Annotated in this window: 30 protein-coding genes; 3 read left to right on the top strand and 27 right to left on the bottom strand. The window is 64.1% G+C overall.

Going from position 1 to position 26118, the window contains the following annotated elements; translation table 11 throughout:
- Positions 1-34: 34 nt before the first annotated feature.
- The 25 genes from DV027_RS11600 to DV027_RS11485 all read right to left on the bottom strand — a co-directional run bounded on the left by DV027_RS11600 (position 35) and on the right by DV027_RS11485 (position 22167).
- Complete coding sequence (locus DV027_RS11600) at positions 35-460, bottom strand: hypothetical protein (protein ID WP_242621871.1); 426 nt, start codon at positions 458-460, stop codon at positions 35-37.
- A complete protein-coding gene (locus DV027_RS17905) occupies positions 457-1854 on the bottom strand; it encodes a glycine-rich domain-containing protein (protein ID WP_242621870.1) in 1398 nt (465 codons plus the stop codon). Before DV027_RS17905 ends, DV027_RS11600 begins: the two co-directional genes overlap by 4 nt.
- The gene (locus tag DV027_RS11590; protein WP_242621873.1) at positions 1854-2471 is read right to left on the bottom strand and encodes a hypothetical protein; all 618 of its coding nucleotides are present in this window, start codon (positions 2469-2471) and stop codon (positions 1854-1856) included. The genes DV027_RS17905 and DV027_RS11590 overlap by 1 nt, the downstream gene beginning before the upstream one ends.
- 1 nt (position 2472) lies before the next feature.
- The gene (locus DV027_RS11585) at positions 2473-3597 is read right to left on the bottom strand and encodes a baseplate J/gp47 family protein (RefSeq protein WP_130731992.1); all 1125 of its coding nucleotides are present in this window, start codon (positions 3595-3597) and stop codon (positions 2473-2475) included.
- 40 nt (positions 3598-3637) lie between these two features.
- Positions 3638-4000, bottom strand: coding sequence for a phage tail protein (locus DV027_RS11580; RefSeq protein ID WP_130731990.1), 363 nt, complete (start codon positions 3998-4000; stop codon positions 3638-3640).
- Complete coding sequence (locus DV027_RS11575) at positions 3997-4677, bottom strand: phage baseplate assembly protein V (RefSeq protein WP_130731988.1); 681 nt, start codon at positions 4675-4677, stop codon at positions 3997-3999. Before DV027_RS11575 ends, DV027_RS11580 begins: the two co-directional genes overlap by 4 nt.
- A complete protein-coding gene (locus DV027_RS11570; RefSeq protein ID WP_130731986.1) occupies positions 4670-5827 on the bottom strand; it encodes a hypothetical protein in 1158 nt (385 codons plus the stop codon). Before DV027_RS11570 ends, DV027_RS11575 begins: the two co-directional genes overlap by 8 nt.
- Positions 5824-6033: a hypothetical protein gene (locus tag DV027_RS11565; protein WP_130731984.1), complete on the bottom strand. Its 210-nt coding sequence runs from the start codon at positions 6031-6033 to the stop codon at positions 5824-5826. The genes DV027_RS11570 and DV027_RS11565 overlap by 4 nt, the downstream gene beginning before the upstream one ends.
- An 18-nt stretch (positions 6034-6051) precedes the next feature.
- On the bottom strand, positions 6052-6969 hold the full coding sequence (locus DV027_RS11560) for a hypothetical protein (RefSeq protein WP_130731982.1): 918 nt from the start codon (positions 6967-6969) through the stop codon (positions 6052-6054).
- Between the two features lie 71 nt (positions 6970-7040).
- Complete coding sequence (locus DV027_RS11555) at positions 7041-8054, bottom strand: hypothetical protein (RefSeq protein ID WP_130731980.1); 1014 nt, start codon at positions 8052-8054, stop codon at positions 7041-7043.
- Positions 8047-8208 (bottom strand): hypothetical protein, encoded by a 162-nt coding sequence (locus DV027_RS17590; protein ID WP_165399179.1) that lies wholly within the window; start codon positions 8206-8208, stop codon positions 8047-8049. Before DV027_RS17590 ends, DV027_RS11555 begins: the two co-directional genes overlap by 8 nt.
- Before the next feature lie 11 nt (positions 8209-8219).
- Complete coding sequence (locus DV027_RS11550) at positions 8220-8531, bottom strand: hypothetical protein (RefSeq protein WP_130731978.1); 312 nt, start codon at positions 8529-8531, stop codon at positions 8220-8222.
- Between the two features lie 22 nt (positions 8532-8553).
- Complete coding sequence (locus tag DV027_RS11545) at positions 8554-8985, bottom strand: hypothetical protein (RefSeq protein ID WP_130731976.1); 432 nt, start codon at positions 8983-8985, stop codon at positions 8554-8556.
- A 90-nt stretch (positions 8986-9075) separates the two neighbouring features.
- On the bottom strand, positions 9076-10563 hold the full coding sequence (locus DV027_RS11540; protein ID WP_130731974.1) for a phage tail sheath protein: 1488 nt from the start codon (positions 10561-10563) through the stop codon (positions 9076-9078).
- A gap of 99 nt (positions 10564-10662) precedes the next feature.
- The gene (locus tag DV027_RS11535) at positions 10663-11535 is read right to left on the bottom strand and encodes a hypothetical protein (RefSeq protein ID WP_130731972.1); all 873 of its coding nucleotides are present in this window, start codon (positions 11533-11535) and stop codon (positions 10663-10665) included.
- Between the two features lie 38 nt (positions 11536-11573).
- Positions 11574-12224 (bottom strand): hypothetical protein, encoded by a 651-nt coding sequence (locus DV027_RS11530; protein WP_130731970.1) that lies wholly within the window; start codon positions 12222-12224, stop codon positions 11574-11576.
- The gene (locus tag DV027_RS11525) at positions 12224-12763 is read right to left on the bottom strand and encodes a hypothetical protein (protein WP_242621869.1); all 540 of its coding nucleotides are present in this window, start codon (positions 12761-12763) and stop codon (positions 12224-12226) included. The genes DV027_RS11530 and DV027_RS11525 overlap by 1 nt, the downstream gene beginning before the upstream one ends.
- 88 nt (positions 12764-12851) lie before the next feature.
- On the bottom strand, positions 12852-14204 hold the full coding sequence (locus tag DV027_RS11520; RefSeq protein ID WP_130731966.1) for a DUF4043 domain-containing protein: 1353 nt from the start codon (positions 14202-14204) through the stop codon (positions 12852-12854).
- A 357-nt stretch (positions 14205-14561) separates the two neighbouring features.
- A complete protein-coding gene (locus tag DV027_RS11515; protein ID WP_130731964.1) occupies positions 14562-15257 on the bottom strand; it encodes a cupin domain-containing protein in 696 nt (231 codons plus the stop codon).
- 461 nt (positions 15258-15718) lie between these two features.
- A complete protein-coding gene (locus tag DV027_RS11510) occupies positions 15719-16222 on the bottom strand; it encodes a phage scaffolding protein (RefSeq protein ID WP_242621868.1) in 504 nt (167 codons plus the stop codon).
- A gap of 22 nt (positions 16223-16244) precedes the next feature.
- Positions 16245-17657, bottom strand: coding sequence for a portal protein (locus tag DV027_RS11505; protein WP_130731962.1), 1413 nt, complete (start codon positions 17655-17657; stop codon positions 16245-16247).
- Between the two features lie 145 nt (positions 17658-17802).
- The gene (locus DV027_RS11500) at positions 17803-19119 is read right to left on the bottom strand and encodes a phage terminase large subunit (protein WP_130731960.1); all 1317 of its coding nucleotides are present in this window, start codon (positions 19117-19119) and stop codon (positions 17803-17805) included.
- Complete coding sequence (locus tag DV027_RS11495; protein ID WP_130731958.1) at positions 19103-19498, bottom strand: terminase small subunit-like protein; 396 nt, start codon at positions 19496-19498, stop codon at positions 19103-19105. Before DV027_RS11495 ends, DV027_RS11500 begins: the two co-directional genes overlap by 17 nt.
- A gap of 391 nt (positions 19499-19889) precedes the next feature.
- Positions 19890-20981: a hypothetical protein gene (locus DV027_RS11490; RefSeq protein ID WP_130731956.1), complete on the bottom strand. Its 1092-nt coding sequence runs from the start codon at positions 20979-20981 to the stop codon at positions 19890-19892.
- Positions 20982-21087: 106 nt separating this feature from the next.
- A complete protein-coding gene (locus DV027_RS11485) occupies positions 21088-22167 on the bottom strand; it encodes a DMT family transporter (protein WP_130731954.1) in 1080 nt (359 codons plus the stop codon).
- Positions 22168-22427: 260 nt separating this feature from the next.
- Here DV027_RS11485 and DV027_RS11480 point away from each other — a divergent pair, with 260 nt between their 5' ends.
- Positions 22428-22997: a suppressor of fused domain protein gene (locus DV027_RS11480; RefSeq protein ID WP_130731952.1), complete on the top strand. Its 570-nt coding sequence runs from the start codon at positions 22428-22430 to the stop codon at positions 22995-22997.
- A gap of 59 nt (positions 22998-23056) precedes the next feature.
- On the opposite strand, the gene DV027_RS11475 is transcribed toward DV027_RS11480, so the two are convergent.
- Entirely contained in the window at positions 23057-23611 is a 555-nt protein-coding gene (locus DV027_RS11475) for a hypothetical protein (protein WP_130731950.1), read from the bottom strand.
- A 106-nt stretch (positions 23612-23717) separates the two neighbouring features.
- Entirely contained in the window at positions 23718-24083 is a 366-nt protein-coding gene (locus DV027_RS11470) for a hypothetical protein (protein ID WP_130731948.1), read from the bottom strand.
- A 274-nt stretch (positions 24084-24357) separates the two neighbouring features.
- Here DV027_RS11470 and DV027_RS11465 point away from each other — a divergent pair, with 274 nt between their 5' ends.
- Both DV027_RS11465 and DV027_RS11460 read left to right on the top strand, forming a co-directional pair.
- Positions 24358-25329, top strand: a complete 972-nt coding sequence (locus DV027_RS11465) for a helix-turn-helix domain-containing protein (protein ID WP_130731946.1) — start codon at positions 24358-24360, stop codon at positions 25327-25329.
- 155 nt (positions 25330-25484) lie between these two features.
- Positions 25485-26093 carry a YceI family protein gene (locus DV027_RS11460; protein WP_242621867.1) on the top strand — a complete coding sequence of 203 codons (609 nt, stop codon included), beginning with the start codon at positions 25485-25487 and terminating at the stop codon, positions 26091-26093.
- The last annotated feature ends 25 nt before the right edge of the window (positions 26094-26118 follow it).

The raw sequence follows: 26118 nt of genomic DNA, 5'->3' as shown, positions 1-26118 counted from the left end.
GGGCGGCGTGGCAGGCGCGGGCTGTGCGGGCGGGTCAGGTCGTGGTGGTGGCCGTGCTGGCCGTCATCACATCCGTGGGCTGCGCAGGGAGTGCGGTGCTGGTGGTGTCGGTGCCGTTGGCGATGGCAGCGATGGCCAGTACGTAGGCCTTCATATCAGCCGTGAAGGTTTCACCCATCGCGGCGGCGAGACTGGCCTGCTGGCTGATCCACGATTGCGCCGCTGTCGCCTGCTGGGCAAGGGAAACCGTTGCCGCAACCGGGGCTGCAAACGACCACACGCCTGCCGCTGATTTCGTGGCGGTCCAGTGATCGGCAGGCTGCGGGGTGACTGCCGTAACATCCACGCAGGCCGCGACAAAATCAGGCGCGTAGAGGGTGGAGAGGTCCGCATCGGTCGTGATGACCTGGCCAACCGTTCCCCGCGCGTTGATCCATGCGTAGGTTTTCTGCGCCATCATGCATATTCCCTGATTATGACAATACCATCCACGCCCAGACCGCCCGGACCGCCCGTTGCGCTAGCCCCTGCGGGCAATCCAGAACCGCCCGCGCCGGGGCCATTGCCATTTTTGGCTGTGACATTGGCTACGCCATAGGCACCCCCAGCCGAAATGGGACCGCCGCCCGTTCCGAACAGGCTACTGCCGCCCTGTCCGCTCATGATGCCGCCGCCCAAGTCGAACTGCATGTCCGCAGGGCCGCCACGCACGGAAAATATAATTCCCGTCCCGGTCGGCGCATCGCCGGGCGTGCCCAGTGCGAACTGGAAATAGGCATTCTCATTCGCCACAACGCCATATTTCCCACCGTATCCGCCCGGAGCCGTTGCGAGGCTACCGAATGAGGATGCTCCCCCATTACCGCCCGACTCATTCAGGGGCGAGACGGCGCCCGCCGCGCCAACAGTAATGTTGATGCCTGCCGCGATAGCGTCCTGTATGTCGCTCAGGGCATATGCTGCGTGGCAGAAGCTCCCCGCCCCCCCAGCGGTTGAGCATGAAACGTATGCAGAGCCGGTGCCGTATGTGTAACCCCCGGATCCACCGCCACCCTGAATATCAACCTCGATACGGGTCGTGCCGGACGTGGGCGTGTAAGAGTAGGTGCCCGCAGTGTCGAACACCTGCGTGTTCAGAAGCCGCCCCGGTGTCAGCCCGGCAAGCTGGCCCAGAGCGACCGGGTTCTGCGCCGCCGCAGCATTGAGCACGGTCAGCGGCCCGGTCATGCCGTCGCCTGCCTTCGATATCTTCGAGGCCTGGAGTTCGGGAATGGTCTGGTAAAACGGCGCGCCATCTGCCTGCGCAATCATGTCCGCCGTCATGGCCGTGGCTGCGGCTGGCACCGTGATGGTCCAGAGCGGACAGGCCCCATCCGGCACGGTGGCCGCGATGCCAAGCTGCGCCACGTCCTGCCGCACGGTGGGTGCTGCCTTGCCGCTGTTATCAGCCCCGGCATAGGTCACGGACGGGTCGGCCGCGTTGTAGAAGGGCAGCACGGTGGCATCGGCATCGACCGTGGCGGGTGTGACATAGACCGTGTATGTGGCCCCTGCCCCCGGCACGGCAAGTGTGACCGGATCACGGCTGATATACTGGCGCACCAGCACGCTGCCATTGGCGGCCAGCGTGCCATAGGCTGTGCCGTCCACAACGCCCGCAGTCAGCAGCGAGCCGGGCGCAATGGTCACGGCAAGCCCGGTACCCGGCGTGCAGGCAAAGCCGCCAGCGGCCACGGTATTGTCGCCATAAGCCATGCCTGCCAGGTGGCCGAGGCCCACGAAGGCATTGCGCTGGGCGTTGAGCAGGTCGCTGTCGAGCGGTATCTGCGCGGGGTAGACGATCTGTCTGTCCATCAGTCAAGGGTCTCCACGTCCTGCACCCATGCAATCGTGCCTGCGGGCATGACATTGGCGATGCGGGTCAGGGTCTGGGTTGCAGGCGGGTTGGTGTCGCCGGTCGGCAACTGGGCAAAAAGCTGGAACGGCACGCCGCGCGAGCCATAGCGCAGGACGGCCACACCATAGCCGTAGCCACCGCCGGTGGCCGGGCTGGAAAGCGTGCCCAGCCCCTTGCAGTCGGTCGCATTGCGCGGCTCGATCACGCGGCCTGCGGTGCCGACTTCATCGGCAATCACGTTCACCACGTCAGGCCGGGTGCCGAGCGAAGGGAACAGGGCCTCCTTGATGCGGGTGCGGTAGGCGTCGTCGCTCTCGCCCGTGGCGCGGGTCAGCGTCGTGCCGAAGAAGTCGGCGGCGAACATGTCGAGGAACGCGCCAGTCATGGTGGCCAGACGGGTCTGGTCATTGGTGCTGTCCAGCAGGCCCCATATCCATGCAAACACGCTGCCAAAGCCCTGCAGCAGGGCGTTGAGCACCGGGGCCTGCTCTGTCTCGCCCGTGCCGGGTGCGGCCGGGAACCAGCCGGTCGGCAGCAGCGCGCGCACGCGCAGCGCGAAGCCGTTCTGTGTCACATCAGCCAAAGCTCACCGTCCCTGCCCGATAGGCTGTGCCGGTGGTTGCGGGCAGGTCCATCGTGCTGCCTGCAAGCGTCACGTCCGTCACGTTGGTGACAGACGTGCTGGCGGCATAGGCGATCTGGATCAGGCGCGAGTAGCTGGCCGAGGCCCCGATGGCGAGGCTGTTGAGATAGGTTGCGATATTGGTGCTGATCGTGGCCTGCACGGTGGTGAGGTCGCCGGTATTGCTCACGGCTACTGTCATGGTCACGGCTGGCCTGACCACGTTGGGCCGCACCACCTGAATGGACACGGCGGCAGGCCGCACGTCATCAACCGCCGCATAGACCGCATCGATCACGCTGTCAGACACATCGCCCGAGCCGTCATCGACAAACACCACCACGTTGCCGGGCAAGGTCGCGCCGGACGTGTCCACGTTCTCGAGCACCTGGTAGATCAGGTCGGCGGAAACATCGGTCACCGCGTTCTCGATGGCCGAGACCGTCGCCTTGGATCGGCTGTTGATGTAGGAGACGAACCGCGTGCGCAGGGCCGCATCCGTCTCGCCATCGCTGCCATTGGTCAGGGCTGCGGTATTGGTGACCGCATCGATGCCCGATATGGCCGTGCCCAGCAGGCAGATGGCACCCGCCGCGACATTGCCGGTAGCACCCGTCGAGGCGCATTGCACCGGCACCGTGATCGATGCCGTGCCCGCGGGCCTGACGTAAGCCCCGGCAGCGGTGGACCAGGCAGCGTTCGTCTCGTCCTGCACCACGGTGAACACGAGGCTGGACGCCGTGCGCACCGTTGAGCCGACCGCCACCGTGGCCGACTGGCTGGCGGGCGAGAACGAGGTCAGGGTGACGGTGCCGGTCGCCGCCGTGCCCGGCAGGCGGGTGAGGCCAAAATCCTGCACGAAGCTATCCGCGTCCGTGCCGATGGATGTGGCCAGCCGCGTGCGCGAGAGGATCTGGAGTGCAATGAACTGGAACCACAGCCCCAGCCCCGCCACGGCCTCGAGCATGGCGCGGCCGGGGGAGCCGACATTGAGGTCGAGCAGCGAGGGGCAGGCACCCTGCGCGCTCGCCACCATGTTGCCCAGCGTCGTCCTGAAAGACTGGAAGGTTAGGGCCAAGACGGACCTCCAATAAAAAAGGCGCCCCGCGGGGCGCCCGTCATGTGCTCAGTGTCAGTTCCTGCACCGTGCCGGTATCGGCATCGGTGTAGGCAATGGCCAGCAGATAGGCCCCTACCCTCGGGTTGCTGATCGTGACCGTGATTGGCTGGGTCTGGTCCACACCGCCTTCCGCCTGCATCTGCTCAAGCACCAGGGCGCGCACGGCTGCCTCATCCATCACGCTGCCCACGCTTACTGGCAGGCCAGCCCCGTAATCGGGCTGCCAGATATAGGCGCCTGCATTGGTGCATAGCCTGCGCAGGAGCGCCTGCCTTGTCTGGTCGGCACTGCTCACCACGGCCACGCTGCCGGTGCCTGACAGGTCGAGGTCGCCGCCCATGGTGTGGGAAAGCGCGCTCATTGCGGTGCCCCCGTCGACCCGCTGCCCGGCTGCACGCCGCTATGGGTATGGCCCTTGCCCGAGATGCCCGCCGCGAGCACGTCCGTCTTGCCGGTGACCGTGCCCTGCGCGGTCATGTCCTTGTCAGTCGTGATGGGGCCACCGGTTACGCTCAGGCCGTTGGCGTCGAGCGTCATGCCTACGATGCCCACCTTCCACGCCTTGCCGGTGGCGGTCAGTGTCTCGGTGGCCTGCCCTGCCCCGCTGTAGATCGTGTCCTTGGTAATGTGCCACCACGGCGCGTTCTGCGTGGCGTCGCCCTGCGCCGTCGCGCCATTGACGGGCGGTGTCGGGCAGCCTGCCACGATCAGCATCTCGCCGGGCTGGGCCGGTTTGCCCGTGGCGGGCGATGCGGGCGGCATGAGCACGGCGTCAAACACCGGGCAGGCCATGACCATGTGTTCGGCATCGCCCTCGACCGGCAGGGTCACGACATGCGTACCAATATCGGGCAGGCAGGCAATACGCAGGCTGCCTGCCTGTAGCGCGCCACAGGGCACCCAGCCACTCTCCACCCCGGCGGGCTGGAGCATGACCTTTACGGCGTGATTGACCGGGTCCACCGCGCTGACCAGCCCGAAGCCGGGCTGGGCCTGCGCGTGCGCCAGGCCTGCGGCGACCATGCGGGTATCAGTCATCGGTTTCATCTCCTGTCATGCTGCGGCTACGCAGCGTGACCTGCTGCGAAAAGCCGCCATTCCATGAAAAACGGCTGATCACGGCATCCACGTCCAGCGTACCGTCCCATGTCGTGCCGGTATCGCTCAGCTGCATGAAGTCACGCGGCTGGAGCGTGATACGCCCCGGCAGGGTGCCGGTAATGGTGCGGGCATGGGCCATGATCTGCCCATATTTGCATTGTGCCATCTGCCTGGCCGTATCCAGCCGCGCGCCTGGCAGGCTGAAGCTGTGCAACGTGCCCGCCTGCGCAGGTGGTGTGGTGGAGCCGCCTGCCGCTGACCAGTAGTAATCCACCTTTGTGCGCTGTCGGCTGTCCCATGCCATGACATGCACGATGATGCCCCGGCCGATCTGGTAATCGCGGCTGAAATTCAGGCCGTAAGCCCCCGCCATGATGGGTTGCTCCGGCCCGTTATCGGCATAATCGAGCTGATGGGTATTGGCCTGTGTGGGCGTTGGATAGGGCGCGCAGACAAGCGTGGTGTCCTGCGTGTACAGGTCACAGCCAGCCCCGGTGGCCAGCGTACTGGCCAGGTCAAATGCCGTCTGGAACCGGCTGTGGCTGGCAGCGCTGCCCCGTTTGTGCTCCACCTGCCAGAACTGGCCCGTCATGGCCTGTGGCATGCTGACCTGTGGCGTAAGCCCTGCTGCCCTGGCCATGGCCGCGACCACTTCCGCCCCGGTCATGTTCATCCAGCCGGCGCAGATGCGCATGTCCAGAAGCCTGGCCAGATAGTCGCGGCAGGCGATTGTAACCGCTGTCTGCGCCGGGCTGAGCGCAACATGGTCAATGATACCTGTAAATACGGTGGTCCATTGCGCACCCTCATCGCCCGCGTCACGCATCTGCAGCGTTATGCCCAGTTCGCTCATGGCGCTGCCATCGGAAGGCGCTGGGAGGTCAAACCACAACCCGGTGCCGGGCATGGCGGCGCGATCCAGCGCCAGTGTCATTTCAAGCGTGTCGGCCCGGCTGTAGCGGGTGCGGGTCAGGGTGAACTGTTCGATCCCGGTTTCCGTCCGTTCGGTGCCGTTGACCAGCAGCCGCGCGCGCGGCGCGCGCCAGATGGTCTGCCCGGCAGTGGTGAGCGAAAGACTGCCGCTCATGCCGCAACCCCCGGCACGCCACTATTGAGCGCGGTATCAATGGCAGGCAGCACAAGTGTGACGGGCGTGGTGAAAGTAGACAGGTCGGGGTCGGTCATGCCGTTGAGCTGCGCGATCCGCCACCACGCAGTGGCATCATTCAGCTGCCGGGCTGCAACATGGTACAGCGTGCCATCCGCCGCCGTAACCTTTATGGTGAGCGCCATGAGTCTGTTACCTCCTGCTCAGTTATTGGCAATCGGGCCATCCTGCACGCCGCCTGTGGCCAGCAGCGTGTTGGCATAGGCGCGGTTGACCAGACCCGCACTGTTGACGGTGGCGCTGTGCAACTGTGCGTTCTGGGTCAGGGCCGAGAGGCTGACGGCATTATCGGGCGCAATCCCTTCCATATTGGCCCCGGTCTGGCCAATGACACCGGTCAGCCCCGTGCCGGATGCAGCAAGCCCGGACACCACGCTGGCAGCGCTATCGGGCACCGAGGCCAGGTTGACCCCTGCGCCAGACAGGCCGCCCACCATGTCCAGATTGTCCTCCACCCCGGACAGGACGCCACCGGCCCCCGCCATGTCGGCAATGGGTGTAACCTGCCCGATGATGGTGCCAAGCTGGCCGGTCATGTTGCCTGCAATGGTCGAGACATCTGCCAGCGCATCCGTAAGGCCGGACAGGGCGGAACCCGTATCAGCCCCCACCAGCGCCGAAAGGCCGGACACCACATTCGTGGAAGCCGCAAGCTGGGGCGGCTGTTCAAGCACCAGCCGATAGGGAATGACCACGCCTTTCTGCGCGTAATCATAGGAATATTGTACGATGCGGACCATAAGCGACAGCCCCGCCCCGCTGAACGGCACCGGCACGCCCGCAATCCGCATCTGCTTGAGCACGCGCGCGCGTTCAATGGCGGTGGGGCCGACAAACGTGCCGGTCAGTTCCAGGCGGTCGGGGTCGTTGCCTACGGCATCGATCACCCTGCCACCACCGGGCAGGCGGTGCACGGCCACCTGCTGGGTGCCCCCATCACGGATGAGCCGGGGCACCTCCATGCCCGTCAGGGTCAGGCTGCCGATCGTGACAGAGGCCGAAGCCCATAGCCGCCCGATCGCGCCAATGGCGGTCTCGGTGTTCATAAGGGTCAGGGTCATGTCTTTTTCCACTCAGGACGGACACCGGGCGCACGGGAAGGCATGCGGCGCGGAGCGTTTGCGTTCCGTGTTCAGATACCCACGGAGCGACCGGGTAGCTGCACATGCTGCATGCCATCGGGCGCGGTGCCGGTGGCGCGATGTTCAAGAAGGGCGCGGCCGGTTTCCATGCGGGCGACAGCCTGCCCCACATTATGCTGGTCCAGTGTCACGGGAATGGTGACCTGTATGATGGGCGCGGCAGACATGGCCTGATCCGTCCTGCCGGGCGTGGGGGAACGGAGCATGGGCGCAGGACTGATGAAGGGCGGCCGCGCCTGCCTGCGGGGTTGCGCATGTGGCGGGAGGACATTCCTCGTGCCAGGCATGCTGGCAGGCAGTACCCCGCGCCGCACCCCATGACTGTTGTTCGGCCTGTCGTTCAGCAAGCGCGGCCTGTGTGGTACGGCCTGCCAGCCCGCCATGGGAGGGATGGACACGGTGTGGTCCCGCCCCGCAACAGCCATGGGGGCAGGCCCGGGCCGGGACGGTGCAGGCATGGCGCGGCTTAGGGGGCTGCCCCGCTGCGTAGCCCCGGTGGGGGCAGCAGCCGGTATCCGGCGGGCGTTGGATGCCAAGGGCATTGGCAGGTGCGCCAGGGGTGCAATCATGCGTGCGCCATAGGGCATGGGCGCAAGCCCTTTTCCATCCCGCCCGTTCCTGTCCGGGGTGGGCGCAGGGTTGTTCACGGCTGCTGGCCCTGCCCCGCGCCGGTATTCGTCACCATGGCCGGGCCAGCCCCTGGCACGGCGGCTGGCGGGTTGATGTGACGGTATTGCCCGTGCGTCACGCGCCCTGCCCGGCTCGGTTGGCAAATGCTGGGCGATGGTCTTATGGCTGCGTTCAGGCAGGCGAAAGCGGGCAGCCATGACAGGCCCTGTCATGGCCTGCCCCATGCGCCCCATCGCCGCAGCCAGCCTTGCGATGGCACCTGCCAAGTGCCCGCCCCGCCCCGGCAGGCGTGCCACCGCAGCAGACAGGCCTCCGGGCCGCGCGGCCTGAAGCCGCATGACCAGCCGTGTCGTGGCCTGACAGGATTCAGCCATCAGGATACTCCCATTGTTGCGTGCCCCAGTCATAGCGACCACCGGCAAGCTCCCCGAAGGCGACAAGAAAAGCCATGCGCCGCACGCGCGGCATGGACATGGCCACATCCCACGGCACCCCGTGCCCGACCAGCGCCGCCACTTCGATCAGCACGGGGTGCCGGCTCAGTTTTTTGCGGCTTGGGCCTCTGCATCAGGCGTGGCCTGCGCATCGGGGCCAAACAGGGCCATGCTGAGCGCCTCGATGCCGTTATTGCCGATCTGGTTGGCAAGCTGTTCAAGCTGCACGCGCGTTTGCGGGCGGATGACGGGCACGCCGTCGATCGCCTCGACCGAACTGACCATGAGCGCGTATTCCAGCCACGCGGTCGAGGGCGCATCCGGCCCGAACTCAAGCAGGGCGAGCACATCGCCCGGCCCGCGCTCGCGGTAGCTCAGGGCGCGGCCATCAGGGGTCTTTACGGTTTTTTCCGTCATGTCGGCGTTTTCCGGCTGGGGGTCAGGAAATGCGGTTACGGGCGCGGGCCGTGAACGTGATGGTCTGCGTGACCAGCGTTTCGGACTGGTAGCGCCCAGCATCCGACAGCTTGAGGGATGCGCCGATGAACTCGTATGTGCTCAGCGAGCCGTCGCATTCGGTCACATACTGGTAGATGCTGCCCAGAATGACCGTGCCGGCCGACCAGAACCCGCTCTCGATCGCGGCAAACAGGTCATCGGCCCCCGAACTGTCGCGCTGGAAGGAAAACTGGCCGCCCCAGCCACCTGGCACGTCATAGAACAGGGGCATGTCGTTCAGCGGGTTTGATTCCAGCTGATGGGTGCGCTGGGCCGCATTGAAGCCCGTAACCGTGGGCAGGTCGATGCGGCTGCCATTATAGACCAGCACCACGCGGCAGTCGCGGCCGATATTGAAAGGTTTGAGGGACATTCATGGCTCCATGAAAAAAGCCACCCGAAAGGTGGCTCGTGAAGTATTGCGCAGCGATGATGGCGGTTTCGAAAAATAACAGTTTCCGGGTCAGGCCGCCGCAGTCGCGGTGCTGACCGTAACACTTGCCCCACCCTGCAGGTTGACCACGAAAAAACGGTTGATCCCCTGATAGCGCACCTGCACGTCAGCGCGCACATAACCCAGCGCTATGCGCGACTGGGGGTTATTGCTCGTATCGCACAGCACGGCGTAATCCGTGCTTGCACCCAGTATGCCGCTGCCCACCATGTTTGACAGCGTGCCCAGCAGCACGGCACGGATATCGCCATACAGCGTGGCGCAGATGACAGCCCCCACGAATACGCCCATGCCCGTGTTGAGCGTTTCGGCAATGTAGTTGGTCAGGCGCGTATAGGTGTCATCATCCGTCACGTCATCGGACGCGGTATTGATGCCGCCGCGCACCGCCCAGTAGCTGCCACCGGGTGCGGGGTTGCAGATCACGTCGATGCCTGCCGCAAACAGGGCCGACAGTTCTGCGCCGGAATAGGTCGCGGCCTGCCCGCTGCTGGCCAGCCCTGCTTTCTGGCTGCCGATTACGCCATACAGTTCCTTGTTCAGGCTCGACTGCTCGGGCGAGAGGCCGCCAAAAATACCCGCGGCAAAGGCCTGCGGGGGCACCAGCATGTCGCCATTGGTGTCATCATCCCACCACAGCCAGTCACCAAACATCAGCTTGACGGCGTAGCTGTCCAGCCCTGCGGCGTTTTTCATGGCCACCGCATTGGCAATCGTGTCGCCTGCCGGGCCGCAGGCAATCATGTACATCCCTTCCCCCAGGCCAAAAGCGGCCTGCGTGGTCCATGACGTATTATCCACCACGCCATGCAGCAGCCCGACCGCACAGCCCTGCCCGCGCAGGGCATACATGCCGGTGCGGCTCGTGCCATCCGTGCCCAGGAACTGCGCAGTGGTGGGCATGCCACCATCGCTGCCACCCGCAAGCGTTGTCGAACCGGCTTCGGGCGCGGGCGCTGTCGTCGGCACGGTTACGCGCACAAGTGCCGCGCCATCGGCTGCGACGGCGGCGGCAAGGACCGGCCATGTCGCGCCGCGATAGGTGCGGCTGCCCAGCACTGCATGACTGACCGTAAGCGCGTAATTCGTGGTAATGATGGGATCCTGCGCCAGTGTCGCCACAAGGACGTTGCCCGCGCTGCCCGTATGGATGGCACTCAGGCTTACCCCTGCCAGCGTGCCCGTGGCCGCGACATCGGTGCCATCACTCACCCGCACGCAGCGGAAATCGGATGCACCCTGCATGATGGCGATGTTCACCGCCGTGCCGATATCGTTTGCCTGCGCCTGCTTGGGGCCAAATGCGCCCAGGCAGTCTCCCATGCTGCCGATGATGACCGGTGCCCCCACCGGCCCCCACGCCGCCGTGCCCACCAGGCCGATCTGCCCGGTTGCCACGCCGTTAAGTGCCAGGGTCTGCGGTTTGAGGATCTGCACATACAGATCCGGCACGTTCAGGCTGTTGGTGTTGAGCTGCCCGGACTGATAGAGGGTCATTTTATGCGTCTTCTCTGTTGCGCGGCATGCCGCGTGAAGAAACGGTTCAAGAATGGGGCGGGGTTATCGGGCCGTGCGCTATGCACCCACGCGGGCGGTTCAGGAAACCGCCGGTGCGCCCAGCAGCACATCGCCTGCAATCAGGCCACTTTCTGCCCCGATGCCACCGGCCAGCATGAGCGGCACTGACCGGGTCAGGTCGGTATCGAATGTCACGAGATATCGGGCGGGGCGGGCAAAGATGCCCCGGTTCATGGCGGTATCATCATTGCTGGCCACCCGTGCCTCGATGCGGAAGGCGGAGCCATCCGCATCCACCAGCCAGTCGGTCAGGGCCAGCGCATCGGCCATGGCCTGCCCCAGCGCATCCCGCGCGGCCGGACTGGCCGACCATACCGTGAGCACGAACATCTGCTGCTGCCTGCGCGCCACGCATCGCGCGGTGGCCGTGCCCGCATTGATAGCCTGTGCCGTGACACTGGCGGGCAGCGTGATTGCCCCCGCCTGCACCACGGCGCCCGGCACCATCGCGGCAAGGCTTGCTGCGATACTGGCCGCCGTGTCATCCGGTTGCGCGCTGTACAGGCAACACGCGCTGCCTGTAATGCCCAAAAGCCCCTGTAGCCGTAGCCCGACAACGCCACCGGGCACCGTGCCGGGCACAAGGCTGAGTGTGACCGTGCCATTTGCAATGCCTATGCTGACGGTGGCGGCCTGCGTGCCATCCATCCGCCAGGGGCGGCCGAGCGGTTCATCAAGGCGGGTCCAGCTTTCTGGCGTGTCGGCAATGCTGATGAAGTCGCAGCCTGCCTGCAAGGTATGCAGGGCATTGCCCAGATCCGCTTGTGTCAGGCCACCACGGCGGATGATGACAGGGCGGCCCGTGCAACTGCTGGCGCTGCTCCCGTCAGGGCAGAGTGCTGCGGCAAGGGCCTCCGCAATGGCGGTGGAAATGGTGGCGATATCAGCCATGTCATGGCGCTTCCTGTTATGGCTTGTAAAAAAGAACCTCAGACCTGCTGCTGGGCCATCTGGCAGCGCACGCCCCACGGGCTGCTGCGCGCGGCCCCGATGGTGTAGCGCGGGCCATTCCTGTCCTGGGCCCACATGGCTGGTTGAAGGCTCACGCCCGCAATAACGGGCAGGAACATCTCGAACCCGCCCGCGCGGATGGCACCGGGCTGGGTGGCTCCCGGCACGCCTGCCCCGCTGCCCGGCCGGATCATGGCAGGCCAGCCGGTGGCAAGCGTGACCTGTGTGGCTGCATCGCCCGATGTGGCATAGCCGCCCGGATCAGCCGCATCCGTTTGCACGGCCAGGGTGGTGGTCAGCGTGACCACCGCATTGCACAGCACGCATAAAGGCGGCCGGAAAGGTTCAACGCGGGCGATGAAGTAGGTCTCAGCCCCGCAGGCCAGGATATCACCCGCCCGCAGGTCGGGCATGTCCGTCAGGGCATAGACAAAAGGCACATCCCACAAGGCGGGCCCGGCAAAGCCGAAGGCCCGGTCATTGCTGAAAGCAGCGCGGCCCTGGCCATAAGGGCTGGCACAGGGCGCAAGCGCGCTGGCGGGCCGATACTGCACGGTTGCAGCACCTATACGGGCCGCTGCGCGCGCGAAGCCGCGCGCGGTCAGGCGGCACAGGGCGTTGAGGTCCATCAGATGATGATCTCCCCCACGGCGCGCAGTCCCGGCCCCGGCGGCACGCCCATGAAGTTGCACAGCTGCACGCGCCAGCGCGTGTACAGCGTAAAGCGGTCGGTCACTTCCGTGCGGTTGCGTGTCCAGACCGCCGCGCGGTCTGTATCAAGGTTGCCGGCCGCCGCCATCACCGCGCTTTCCAGCATCTGGCACTGCACCACAAAGGCGCGGGCCTGGGCGCATTCGGCGGGAGAAAGATGACCTAGCCGCCATTCATTGAAGCCATAAACCCGAAAGAACCGCCACGACTGCATGCCGCTATCGGCACTGCCCATGGCGGGATAGCCCATGTAGCGCCGCGCCTGTGCCAGTTCGGTGTCGGTCAGGGGGGTATCGGGCATGGTGGCTGCGGTGATGATGGCGGCTGCCGGAGGCTGTTCCGCGCAGGCAACGGCATTCTGGCTGCTGGTGGCGGTACCAGCCGCCGCCGTATCTGCCCCGGTTGCGTCTGTATCGGGCGTTGTCGTGGTATCCGTGGTAGTGGCTGTTCCCGTCATGTCTGTCATGCCTGCCTTTCGTGCATGGTGTGGCTGGCGGTTATGGCCCACGCGGCTGCACGTATATTGCGCCGCGCGGGCCAAAGGGTCAGGCGCCTGCGCCGAGGCTCTCGATCACCACGCCGCGCTTGAGGTAGCTGTTGGTGGCGGTGGGAATGACCGAGGTATCGGCGGTCAGGTCGGTGGGCAGCGCGAAACCGCCAATCCACGACCACGACTGCGCAATGATCTGCGCCAGGCGGTCGAGTGCGGGGCGGGTGATCATGCACACGCCCTCCACATCCGTCAGTTCCCCGCCATCGAGCAGCGGCGCGTAATGGGTGCCGATATTGGCGTAATCCCCCTCGATCAGCGCGCCCTGCCCGCAGATGATGGCGCGATGGATGGCGCCCGCGCCCAGCGATGCCTGCTGCGGGGCCTCGGTGGTGGGGATGAAGCGCACGCCGAGCAGGTCAAAGATCTGGCCGCTCTGGTAGGTGTCGGAGCCATACTGCCCGCGATAGAGCAGCTTGAAGTCCTCGTCGCGGAACAGGCCCAGAAGCTGCGCATTGTCCAGATAGCAGTGATACACCCCGCCATCGGGCGTGGGCACGTTGTTGTCGCGCAGGGTGGCAAGTGCGCCCAGAATGGACTGGACCGTCAGCAGATCACCTGCCGCAAGGGCCGCCGTGGTGGCCCGCGCATTGGGGCGCAGCACCAGCGGTGCGGTTGCCGCCATGACCGGATTGCCCGCCGTGCCATCGGCCACCTTGACCGGTGCCGAGAGCGTCAGCGTGCCCGAGACGCCATCCGGCGCGGTGGAGGTATTGGCGGCATCCGCGGTCGTCCCCACCAGCGTGTAGGACCCCGCTCCGATGGTGACAGTCATGCCGGCGGATGCACCCACCGAAACCACCTGCCCTTCATCCGAGAGGATATTCTGGAACCCGCGGATGTCATCCACCGCAACCGTGCTGCCAGCAGCCCCCAGCGTTACGCTCACGCGCGTATTGCCGCCAAGGTAGCCCCCAACGCCGTTCTGCGCCCCGCCAAAGAGCGTGTTGCGCGCCAGGCGGTCAAGCGTCTGGCGGGCGTTGATGCCAAGGCGCGAGGCATTGGCGAGGAACTGGTTGGCAATGCCCACGCCTTCGGTCACCTGGTTGAGGTCCATGGTGTTGCCATACTGGTTGATGGTGAGCGTGTACTGCTCGACCGACCATTCGGCGGGCGTCATGCCATTGTCAAAGCTGGTATTGGCGGCAGGGTTGAGCGGCGTGGTGGCGGGCGGCAGCAGGCCCGCGCGGGTATCGGTAATGGTCTGGCCGATGCGGGCGGGAAACTCCATCTGGTCGGCAATGGAACGGAAACCCAGGCGCGACTGCAGCGCATCCTGGAATGCACGCGACAGGAACCCCTGCTGGATGACGGGCTGGAGGGCAGCGGGGAAATTGGCGATGGCCATGAATTTCATTTCCTTGAAAAAACGAAAAAAGCCGCCATGCGCAATGCAGTGGCGGCGGGTAACGGGCTATGGCAGCGAGGTGCCATCTATGGCCGGGGTGGGTGGTCAAGGGGGCGCGGCGCATGGCGCGCCATCATGATGTGTGAGCGATCATGCGCCCCTTGCCTGTTCCGCAGGCGGCCTTGACCGTGGGCTGAACAGGTAACGGGCGGGTATAATCATTGATTATTTAAAGAATTTTTGGTGAATATTTTAAAGTGAATTAAAAAAAGCCGCCTTTTGAAAAAAGGCGGCAACCAAAAAACTTTTATTATTTTATATGAATAATTCTATGGCAGGCGATAAATGCCCCGCACTTCAGGCCGGGCGGAAAATGGCATAGACTTTCTTGACATATTCCCGGCTATCCCATGCACAGTCAGCCCCCTGCTCGACAAAGAAGATATCACCTTTAACGAACGTCTTTTCCCGGCCTGCGCCATCCACGAACGTCACGCTGCCTTCAATCAGGTACATCAGCTCGGCATGGCCATAATGCATGGCACGGCGGGCATAAGGCGTGGAGTCCCATGTGCCGCACACCAGCTCGCCATTGGCGGATTTATAGTCATTGAAGCTATGGCATGTCGGTGCGGGACCAAGCAGCAGATCGGCCGAAGGCGACTTGGAAGGCGCAAGCGCAGGCGCGGGATTGATCGCCACCGGCGTCTGTGCACCCGGCGTGCTGGTTTTGCTGCCCATGATGATGGCGCGCGTGCCCGGTGCCGCAGCCCAGCTGAAACTGCTCCCCTTGGGCAGCACGATACTGGCATCGGGACCAAGCACATTCGCGCCGATGTTGAGTTCGCCCGCCAGCACGATCACGAATTCATCTTCCGCCATGGCGGTGATGATGCCCGCGCCTTCAGGTGCACAGGCGGCAATGGAAAGACCGCCTTCCTGCCCGGCAAGCAGCGTGCGGGCGTGCAGGAAGTCACCGGGCTGGGGTGCCGATGCGGCGGCAAAGGCGCGCAGGTCGATAAAGCTGCGTGTGGTGACGTTGGTCTGGCTCATGAACAGGTCCTTGCGGCAGGCGGGGCCGGTACGTGTGCTGGGGTTGCGCGCGACCGGTATCCACCCTGCTCCAGATAGTGGATGATCGCCTATTTTAACCGCAATGGATGGGCAGGGTGTACGTTTTGCCTTCCTGCCACGGAACATCCCTGCAAGCTGGGTGCGGCTATTGGCATATTATGCCATCTTCCTTGTCATGTCCCTGACAGACAGGCGTATTTTCTACCTGAACGCTATTTGAAAAATCTATCCAGGCCATATCCTGTCATCATGAAAATGACATTGCGAATACAGTGCATTTTTCATTTAAGATGATTTTCCTGGCGAGATCCCGAATCTGTTCCAAACCCTCTTCTCCCGTCAGCCTCAGTCAGGGCGTTTTATCAGGGAATTATTTTCAGACAGTCTTCTGGTCATCACGTTCAGGCAATGAACCGCCCTGCGGTCTGTCGGGTCACGCCCTAATTCGCCACCGGCCAGCGCAGCCCTGCCGCCATGGCTGCGGCTTTTACATCGCGCGTTCCCGCCGTGCGGGCGTCAAACGGGGCCGGATCGCCTGCGCGGGGTGCGGGGCCTGCGGCAGTGGTGCCACACGTAGCGCCAGATGCCCCCTGCGGCGCCCCGAACAGATAGGCCCGGCTTTCACGCGCGGTGCCCATGATCGCCTCAAGCCCCTGGGGGGTACCATCCTCGCCCAGTGTTACAGCACTCAGGTCAACAAGGCGGACAACATCGGCAGGCTCCACGGCCCCCATGCGCGCGGCAAGGGCACGGGCCTCGGCGCGTATGATGGCCCGGTCCGCGCGGGTGCGGGCCGTGCTGACCTGCTCGGCGGCACGGGCAAGGTCGCCCTCCAGCGTCGTGCGGGCATTGACTGCCGCGTCACGCTCGGCGCGCAGGGTTTCCATCTCGCGGTGCAGGGTTTCGAGGTCGGGGGTCTGGGGCACGCTGGCACGGGTCATCATATCTCTCCATCAACGAAAAAAATCAGGTCGGGTCGGCTGCATTCAGCCGCGCCCACTCGGCATGCGGGGCCGGGCCACCCGCGCGGGTGGCAAATATGGCGCAGGCAGTCTGCCGCGACAGGAAGCCCCCCTGCACGGCAAGCCCCAGCCCCTGGGCCAGTTGCGCCAGTTCGGCTTCCGTATCGGCAAAATAGGGCGGCCATTGCAGCGCAAGCCCGGTTGCATCCAGCCTGGCGTAATCCTGCCCGCCAATATGCACGCCGCCTTCAAGCACATGCGAAAACGCGCACACCATGCGGTACAGCGCCAGCAGCCCATATTCGCCGTAAGAAAGACGCATGCGGTCCACAAGCCACAAAAGCGGCTGATAGAGCATTTCCATCGCCCGGCCCGATGTCGGGGCCGCAAGGCGATCGGCCTGCGCGCGGTTGCCATGGATCTGCTCCATCACGCTGGCGCGGAGTTCACGGTAATGGTCGCGCATGGCGCCTGCGGCATCACCGTTGATTTCGAGCAGCTTGGCATCGCCATCAAGCGGCAGGGTCAGGGCGGCTGATGCGCCCCCGGTACTGGTGGGCGTGCCATCGGCATAGGGGTCCGGCCCCGCGCGGATGACAAGCCTGGGGTCAGCACTGTATTTGAGCCCCCGCCCGGATTGCGAGAGCAGGTAATCGCATTCGATGACCGTATCGATGGCCGGGGCAAAGGTGCATGGGCCATCCACCGTGCCCGGTGCCGCCAGATTGGCCATCCAGACCCACGGCACGAAGCCAAGGCCATGATGGGTGCTGCGCGTTGCATCAAGGCGGGTGGGCAGGCCGGCATCGACACGCTGGGGCACGTAAACGTGGCAGTCCGCCCGGTCCCACACGCGCAGCCACCAGAAGGTAGTGGTGGCGTCGTCTGCGGCGATGGGCCAGCCCTGGGCTGCCAGCGTGGCGCCCGTCACCTTGAAGCACTCGGTTACCGCGGCAAGCAGGCCCGCGCCATCCCATTGCGGGGTGAGGTAACGGGTATCATGCACCTGCACGCGCAGGCGGCGGGCCACGGCCTCGACCAGCACCGCAACCGATCCGGTCGCCCCGCGCGTGGCGGCATCGAGCATGAGTGCTGGCAGGGCGGTCTCCGCCCCGAACTGCGCCACAATACCGGGCAGCGCAGGATCGGTGGCAACCGTGGCGGGCCAGTGGCTGGCGCCAAACAGGAGGGATACCGCATCATCCACCACCGCGCGGCACATATTGGTGCGTACCGACGGGCGGCGCTGGCTTAGCGGTATGTATTCCCCTGCCCCATTATATTCGGTGCCAAAGGGGTTGGGTATGGCATCATATTGCGTGCCCTCGAGCACGCGCGCGAGTGCTGAAAGCACGTGGGCGCGCGCGGGCAGGTCCGGGTCACGGGGATATGTTCGCTTGAGTTCCTGCCAGTCCATGATCTGGTTCTCTCCGGCATGGGGTGAAGCTGCGCTGTCATGCCTGCCCATGAATGGAGCAGAAACATCATTCAGGCAGTAAAGAGAAATATATCAGGATGCATAAAGGCCACTCCTGACAGTATTAAGGAACGCCCGCCTGCTTTTACCGCCCGAGGTTGAAACGCGTGGGAGCCCAGCGCGCGGGGGCTGCAGGCGGCGCGCACAGCATGAGGTCGGTCAGTGCCCAGACCAGCGCATCCGCCCGGTCGGGGGAATGCGGGCCGTGATAGCCACTGGCTGAAAACTGACAGAGCTGTTCCTCCAGTTCGGGGTAAGTACCATGGTGGGTTACGCGGCCCTGCTCGTACAACGCCGCCACGGGCTCGGCCCGTGCAGCCTTCCCCCGGCTGGCGGTGACCATGCGCAGGGCTGCGTTCGGGTTCAGCCCGCGCAGGGTGGCCTCGACCAGTGCGCCGCCAAAATTATGTTCGGCCACGATGCGCTCGGCGGCCCAGTCCACCTGGGCCTGCAGGGCGGCCCGCGCCCAGCCTGCCGGCGTATCGCGGCGCGACAGGTCGGCCAGCACGTGGCCATGCCCTGCACCATCGACGCCACACACGATGATGCCGATTTCATCAGAGCGGCTGTCTTCCGGCCCGGCGCAGCCAGAAGGGTCAACCGCCACCACGATGCGCCGCATCCGCGCGCCCACGTGGCGGCGGGTTGCAGGTGTTATTGCGGCGTCACGACGAAAGTCCTCCAGGCGCCACAGGGCACCGTCGACAGCCTGCTGGTATTCCCCCTGCACGAAGCGCCTGCGTTCGCGTTCCGGCAGGGCGGCAAGTTGCGCCAGATACTCCGCCGAGAGATTGGCCCGGTTGCCCTCGGGGTTGAGCTGCATGGTGGCGTAGCACGCAGGGTCTGGCAGGGGCTGCCCCGATGAAGGCTCGATACCGGATTCAAACACGCGGTAAAGCCAGTGCGCGGAGGTGGGGGGATTGGCATCGATATATTCCTTCAGCGCCAGCGGTGATTTCTGCGCCAGCCTTGTCAGCAGCATGTTGCGCGCGCCATAAGCAACCTGACTGGCTTCGTTAAGGTAGACGGTGGCAAATTCCAGCCCCAGTATCTTTTCAGTCCGTTCCTCGTCATCCAGCCCGCCAAACATGATGAGCGAGCCATTGGGCAGCGTTACGCTCCAGTCGGTGCGCGAGAGCTGCCACGGCACGGCGGGAAAGCACCGGCGCATGACAGTGGGAAACGTGTCGACCACGATGGTGGCCCGCAAGGCATTGAACCTGTGACGGAATATGCCATGCCGCGTACCCGCCGCCCGGAGTGCCCGAATGACCAGCGCGCGCACCAGCACGAATGTCTTGCCCGAACGCGCCCCGCCCCGCAGCAGGATATGGGTGGCCCCACCGCCGAGCAGCCGGTTGGCGGCACGCTGGTCGGGCGTGAGGCTAAAGGGCTGCATCATCAGTGGTGATGGTAATGGCAATGCCGCCCGCCCCCTCGCCCCGCGTGGCGGAGGCAGGGCGCAGGCGCGTTGCAACCCACATGCGCGCCTCCATGCGCAGTTTTATGGCTGGTACATCCTCACGGCCCGTGGCGCGGTCGGCAATGGTTATGATTTCTTCGGCCAGCGTGTCGGCCGCGGCCTCCCGCGCGGTATCATAGAGCGCACGAAAGGGCGGGTTGTCGCGCAGCCAGCGCAAGATGGTGGCGCGGTGCGGCAGGGCCGGATCAGCACAGATGGCGCGCAGGCTCTGCCCATCAGCCAGGCGTAGGCAGATTTCATCGGCCAGCCTGCGGCTATAGGTGCTGCGCCGCGTGCCCGTGGCGGCCTGTTCGGGCATGCTGTTTCTCCATAAAATGCATGACGCCCGGAAACCGCTGGAGCGGCACCGGGCGTAGGTCGGTCATGATAGGATCTTTATGCTGAAAAACCGCGCAGGCAGCAAATACAGTTTTATACAATCCCTGCCAGAACAGGTGACATGTATTATACTATGCTGGATGGTTTTCGCTAATGTATTTCTACCATGTCCGGACTGATGTCGTGCAAGCGGGGTGGATACAGAACTATCAGGATATGTTTCTTGTATCCAAAAACCGTGCAGGCAACAATTTTCCTGTGCGGTTCAAACCGACATAAGGTGACGTAAAGCGGGCAGGCTCGCACCTTAACAATGCAACCACTGCCCCACAAGCATAGATTCTATCACACACCGTAAACGGATGCAGGGGTCAACCTTCCGGTACAGTCGGAAGGAGCGTGTTAAAAATCACATGCCCGCTATCATACTCCCGCTGGCAGTACCGAAACCCGGCAAGCGCATAAATGAGTTCCACCGGTATATCGAAGTAGAAATCGATCATATCCGGCAGGTAGCCGCTATCCGCCTCTTCCTTCTGCATGGCCGTGACAATGTCGGCCAGTTGCGCAGGCGGCGTGCCGGTTACGTGCAGGTCATGCGGGCCGCCTGGCAGGGCGCGGGCGCGCGATGTACCAACATGGCGCACAGCCCATTGCTGTGATCCATTGGCATAGCCGGTGGCTTCCGTTGCGTAGTCCGGTTCATCGACGGATAGGGAAAGCACTGTGCACCCCGCCGCATAGGTCTGCATATGCGTGGCATGATGAAGGAAGGCGGCAAAATCATTGAACCATACAACCGTCCATCCATCAGGCAGGCTGGCAATGGCGGCGGGTGCCGGGCGGTCTGCCTCCGGCCTGCCGGTATCGGCCAGGTGCATGCGGTGCAGCACGGCCTCCCGGTCAATGCCGTGGAACAGGAACAGGCCCACCTTGTAGCCAACCGGGCGTGGCGGGCAGCTTTCGCGTATCCACGGGCGCAGGCGAATGGGCGGGAAGATGTCCTGCATGCCTTCCGCCATTTCAAGCGGCGCGAAAGTGACCCGGCCGTTGGCTATGGTGTAGGGATAGACGAAATTCGCCGCCGTGCCATCGCGATGCGTGCACATGAGCACGGCAGCCTCGGCCTGCTTGCCGCTACCGGGCAGCAGCACGGTGCAGTTGGCCGCCACGACCGCCGCGCGCGGGTGGGTGCTGGCAACCCTGTCGCGCAAAACCTGTTTGAGATGCTCCAGCTGGGCGTTGCCATCCTTCTTGTCCGGCATGGATTCATCATGCAGTTCCATGGTGCCGCAATAAGGTTCGCGCGCCATCAACGCGCCCAGCGGGGCGAAAACACCATCCCGCTCCAGCCTGAATTTTACTTCCGGCATGATGAAATCGACAAGCGCCGTAAAGTCCTGCGGGGGCGTGCTGAGCCAGTAGGGCTGATCCGCATCCTCCCGGCCTTCGTGCTGATTCATGGCGCCGTCCTTGCTGGCTGTGGCGGCGTTCAGGTTACGTTCAGCATGCAAAACCTGTCAATCCGGCCCCATGCATGGGCAGGGCACAGGCGGGGCATCCCGGTGTTCAGGCGGCGTGGCTGTGCCCGTCCTCATGGTCATGATCGTGGCGGTGATGCAGGTCGGGATAATGGGGATGGCTGTGCTCAAGCCGCGTGTGCACATGGAAATGGGTATGCGGCTCGCCCGGTGGGTCATCGGGTCCATGGTCGTGCTGGTGGTGCTCGTCATGCACATGGCGATGGGTATGGGCCATTTCCTCATGCACATGCGGGTGGTCGTGGCGTTCGGTCAGGTGCAGCCATAGCCCGATACCCATGAGCACCGCCGCCACAAGCAGCCGCGCCACGCCCTGCGCCGGGAACAGGGCAAGCGACATCACCGCGCCCACGAAAGGGGCCAGCGCGAAATACGCCCCCGTACGCGCCGCCCCCAGATGGCGCAGCCCCAGCATGAAGGCGACAAGGCTGAGCCCGTAACCCAGAAACCCCACGGCCGCCGCCCCTGCCACCAGCGCCGGACCCGGCAGGTGCGCGTGTTGCAGTCCAAGGGCTGCGAGCAGGTTGACGCTGCCCGCCACAATACCCTTGAGCATGGCGATCCGCACCGGGTCTACGGCCGAGAGACGATTGCTGAGGTTGTTATCGATGCCCCAGCACACGCAGGCGGCAATGATGTAAACCGCGCCCGGCGCCAGCACCGCATGGCCCTGCCATGAAAGCACGCCCGCCCCCAGCACGATGCACGCAGCACCGAACAGCAGCCTGCGATCAACATTTTCACGAAACACCACCCATGCAATCAGCAGCGTTGCAATGCTCTCGACATTGAGCAGCAGCGAGGCACTTGCCGCATCCGTGCGCGCGAGGCCAAGCATGAGCAGCAGTGGGCCAGCCACGCCGCCGGTGGCGATCACGCCGAGCAGCCATGGCAGGTCGCGGCGCGCAAGGGGAGCTTCATCATGAGTGGGCAGCCGCAGGGCCGCACGCATGCCCAGCACCAGTGCCAGCCCCAGGCCGGAGCCCAGATAAAGCAGCCCCGCCGCCATCTGGGCCGACATATCGCCAAGCAGCAGCTTGGCAAATGGCGTGCTCGCGCCAAACAGCACGGCAGAAAGCAGGGCAAGGCAGAGGCCGGTGGTCTTCATGTTCTTGTCATATCATGTCATGCTCGCGCCTGCCATGCAGGGGAAAGGCAACGGATGCCCGAAAATACCGGGAGCGCTTTGTAGTGAAAGTGATGCAAGACCCCAGGCGCACTCCGGCCGCCCGTACCATCATGGCCCGGCCTTTCAGGGGCAATGACGGCGCGACACTGGGGCTGGGCAGCCATGCCGCAGCATGGTCGCGTTTACGTTCATGCCTGCCACCAGCGCCCTGCCCGCGCCAAGGATGATCCGTGGTTCCCATGCCGTTTGAAGAGCGCCTGCTGGCGCATTATACCCGCTATCTTGGCCCGGTGGCGCAGGACTGGCATGACCGCACGCCCGGATGGCCCATGCGGCTTGTCGCGTTTGACGGAACGTCCGCGCACAACGAGCGCTTTTTTGCCACCTGCGGGCTGGGGCAACACAGCGCCCGGGCGCCTGATGGCTGCACGCTGCACTGCGAACTCGTTTTTGCTGCCCATCAGGATGGCCCGACGGATGATATCGTGCGGATGATGCTGGGCGTGTCCGAGCTTGTCGGCCGATCAAAGGATGCCCTGTTGCGGGGCGACGTGATCAGGTTCACGGCCCCTATCCTGCCCGGCACCCGGCTGACCGGGCTGTATTGCACGATGCCTGTTTTCTGCCCGTCTGGCTTTGCCCGCCTTGAACCATCCGCTGGCGGTGCGCCGATTGCCGTGATCTGGCTGATCCCGGTTTATGAATGCGAGAAAACCTATATCGAGACCCATGGCTGGCGCCAGTTCGAGGAGGAACTTGATCGCCTTGACCCTGACCTGCTTGACCTGCACCGGCCGACGATCCGGTAAGGCCGCCGCCTTTTTACAAAAAGGCGGCGGCCAAAAACTTTTAAATGCCTATCAATACTTTACCGCCACTGTTCATGCAGCATGTCCAGAGCCCTGTGCAGGGTGCGGATGCGGGTGCCGGGATGTTCATCCAGGCCACATACAGCGCACACCACGCGCGCCCGTGCCGGTGTGAGCACGGCCAGCGCGCGGTCAATGGCATGCCGGGCGTTTACGCTGGCTTCGGTTTCCTCCAGCGTGCCCGTGCCCTGGCCAACCTGCGGGCTGTAACGCTGCACCAGCCGCCCTGTGCGCGTGCAGCGCCGCCAGCAGGCCCTGAAGCGTAGCCCGACGGCATGCTGCTCGGCGCTCAGGGCGGCATTGGCGCGATAAAACAGCCGGTCGAGCTCGCATGTATCTGTCAGGCGCCGCACGGTGTGTGGGCGCGCGCCGGGCGCGAGTTGCACACGGGCCTGTTCCACCGGGCGCATGCGGGCTGCGGGGCCATCGGCGCCCATGTCCGGTTTCAGCCCTGCTGCAATGTCACGCGCGCGCAACCGGGCACGGCGTTCGGCCCGGAGCACGGCGGCAGCATGAACAGGCGTGGGTGAAAAGGGGGCGCGCGGAGCGGGCATGGCAATTCCTGTACGACTTTGTGCAACAAAGCCATATTATCGCCATAATGTGCAGGCAGGCAGGTGCGCCTGCCTGTCAGGTCGTCCAGGCCGCCGCACCCCTGTCTCAATGCGTGGCGCGGGCACTCATGACATCAAACGAGCACGAAGCCCCATGATAGGCCATGCAGCCCGGTCCTTCGTTACTGGCGCTGATGTTGCCATGCCCATCAAGCGTAATGTCGAGCCTGCAGTCCGTATTCCCGTCATATGCTACAATGGCGAAGCCTGTGGCCGTAGGCACCGCCTTGCCCTCAAGGCTTGCAACACACACCTGCCCCATGGCCTGCACTGTTGCGGTGCCTGCGATCGTGTCATACTTGATTATAGCAGAAGTCGTGCCCTCGGTCGTGCCCTGCCATACCCGCTGCGCGGCGTGCGCCGAAAAGGGGCGGGCCAGTAGCAGCGTACCTATGAACATGGCTTTACGCATGAGGGTATACTTTGTAAAGTAGATTAAAAAACATGTAATTATAATTTAATTTGTAGTGAATATTTTCTGAATGACCAAATTTTCCAAATATATTTTTATCAGTAAATTAATAGAGTATCATATGTGGAATTTCCTTTCCTGCATGAAAGCGCCCCCTCCCTTTTGTCCGCTCCTGCCTGGAAGAAAGTTTTTATGGGACAAGTCCCATGAAATTGATGATAATGGGATATATCCCCTCTACCCCTTGTGCCAATGATGTGGGATATTTCCCATTATGGATGAGACACGCTCCCCCGCCGCCGCCGAGATTGAACGCCGCATGGAGCGGCTGAACCTCAATAAAAAACGTCTGGCCGATCTGGCCGGGCTGAACGAGACCTACGTGCATGATATCCTGCGCGGCAAATCCCGCAATCCGGGTGGCGACCGGCTGGAAAAAGTAGCCGCCGTGCTGGGCTGCACCGCAAGCGACCTGCTGCGCGGCGGCAGTGGTGGCGGGGCAAGTGTTGCGGCCTCGCGGCTCAAGGCCCTGCGGGAGCGGGCGGGTTACACCGTGCGGGCGCTGGCGCGCGACGTGGGCATGGGGGAAAAGTTTTCCAGCTATGCCTTTTATGAAAACAAGCTGAAAAAAGACTTCATTCCCGTTGAACTGGTGCGTAAACTGGTGCCGCTCCTGACCGATCGGGGTGACCCACCCATTGCCGCATCCGAAGTCTGGGCCCTGTGTGGCATCGTGCCCGGTGCCACGGACCTCAACGAGAGCATAAGCCGTGCCGAACGCGCGAGCATGCCCGTGCATAACGAGGATGGCGCGGTGACCGTGCATGAATACGACATTTCGCCCCAGGCCGGTGCCGGTGCGATCGTGGACCACACGGCCGCAGGCGATGGTGAAGGCCATCCAACGCTGGATTCATGGCGCATCCCGCGTGATTTCATCCGCAATTACCTGCCCGATACCGGGGGGCTTGCCATCATCCGTGTCGCGGGCAATTCCATGGAGCCGGAATTCGTGGCGGGTGATCGCGTACTGGTCGATACGGGCCACCGCATCCCCTCGCCCGATGGCGTGTATGTGCTGTGGAACGGCATGGGCGTGGTCATCAAGCAGTTGATGCTGGTGCCCAATTCCCGCCCGCCGCGCATCCGCATCATCAGTGTCAACCCGACCTATCCGGTTGATGAGGTCGATGCCTCCGACCTCGTGATCAATGGGCGCGTAGTGGGCAAGTGGGTATGGAAGTAATGGCGTGGCCACCCGCCTGCCCTACTGGTGCCGCATTCGGGGGGCACTGAAGGGGTATTCCATACCTGCCATGCCCGTTGCCGGGGTGGCGGCCCATCCGAACCCGGACACCCGATGCCTGCACAACCCCGCGCTGTCCTGCGCGTTACCATGCCATGACACGATACGGAAAACCCTGCCCGCCTTCCCTGTGCCGCCAGACCGCGTCCCTCGTGATGATGGGAGCGCTCTCGCTGGGCGTAACGACCACTGCCGCCCATGCCGAAATCCAGCACCTGGCCCTCACCCCGGCCAATACGACCGTATTGCTGCATGCCACAAGCGTGATAGGCGCGATGGATGGGCAGTTCGGCAAGGTTTCCGGCACGCTGGATTATGACCTGTCGCGCCAGACCTGCCATGTAGAGCTGAACATGGACGCCACCACCGTGCACATGGACACCATACTGGAGCGCAAGGCCGCAAAATCAGGTGGCATGCTGGGCACGGATCGCTGGCCCACCGCGCGCTACGTGGGCGATTGCCGGCCGCATATCGTCAATGGGGGCGTGGCCTCGCGCATGGTGGGGCAGTTGACCCTGCGCGGCCAGACCCACCCCATGACCTTTGATACCCGGATGGACTTTACCGGCAACACGCTCAGCGTGCTTGACAGCACCGCCACGTTTGATGGCCGCAAATGGGGCATGTCCACCATGCTTCACACCGTAAGGCAGCCCATGCGCACCGAAACGCGCATTACCCTGCCTGCTCCACGCAATTAACCCGCCGCGCAGGAAGTGCACGACA

It is taken from the genome of Komagataeibacter xylinus (genome assembly GCF_004302915.1).
GTDB lineage: Bacteria > Pseudomonadota > Alphaproteobacteria > Acetobacterales > Acetobacteraceae > Komagataeibacter > Komagataeibacter xylinus_C.
Note: the sequence above shows the minus strand (reverse complement) of the source record. Positions and strands in the feature narration are given on the sequence as shown.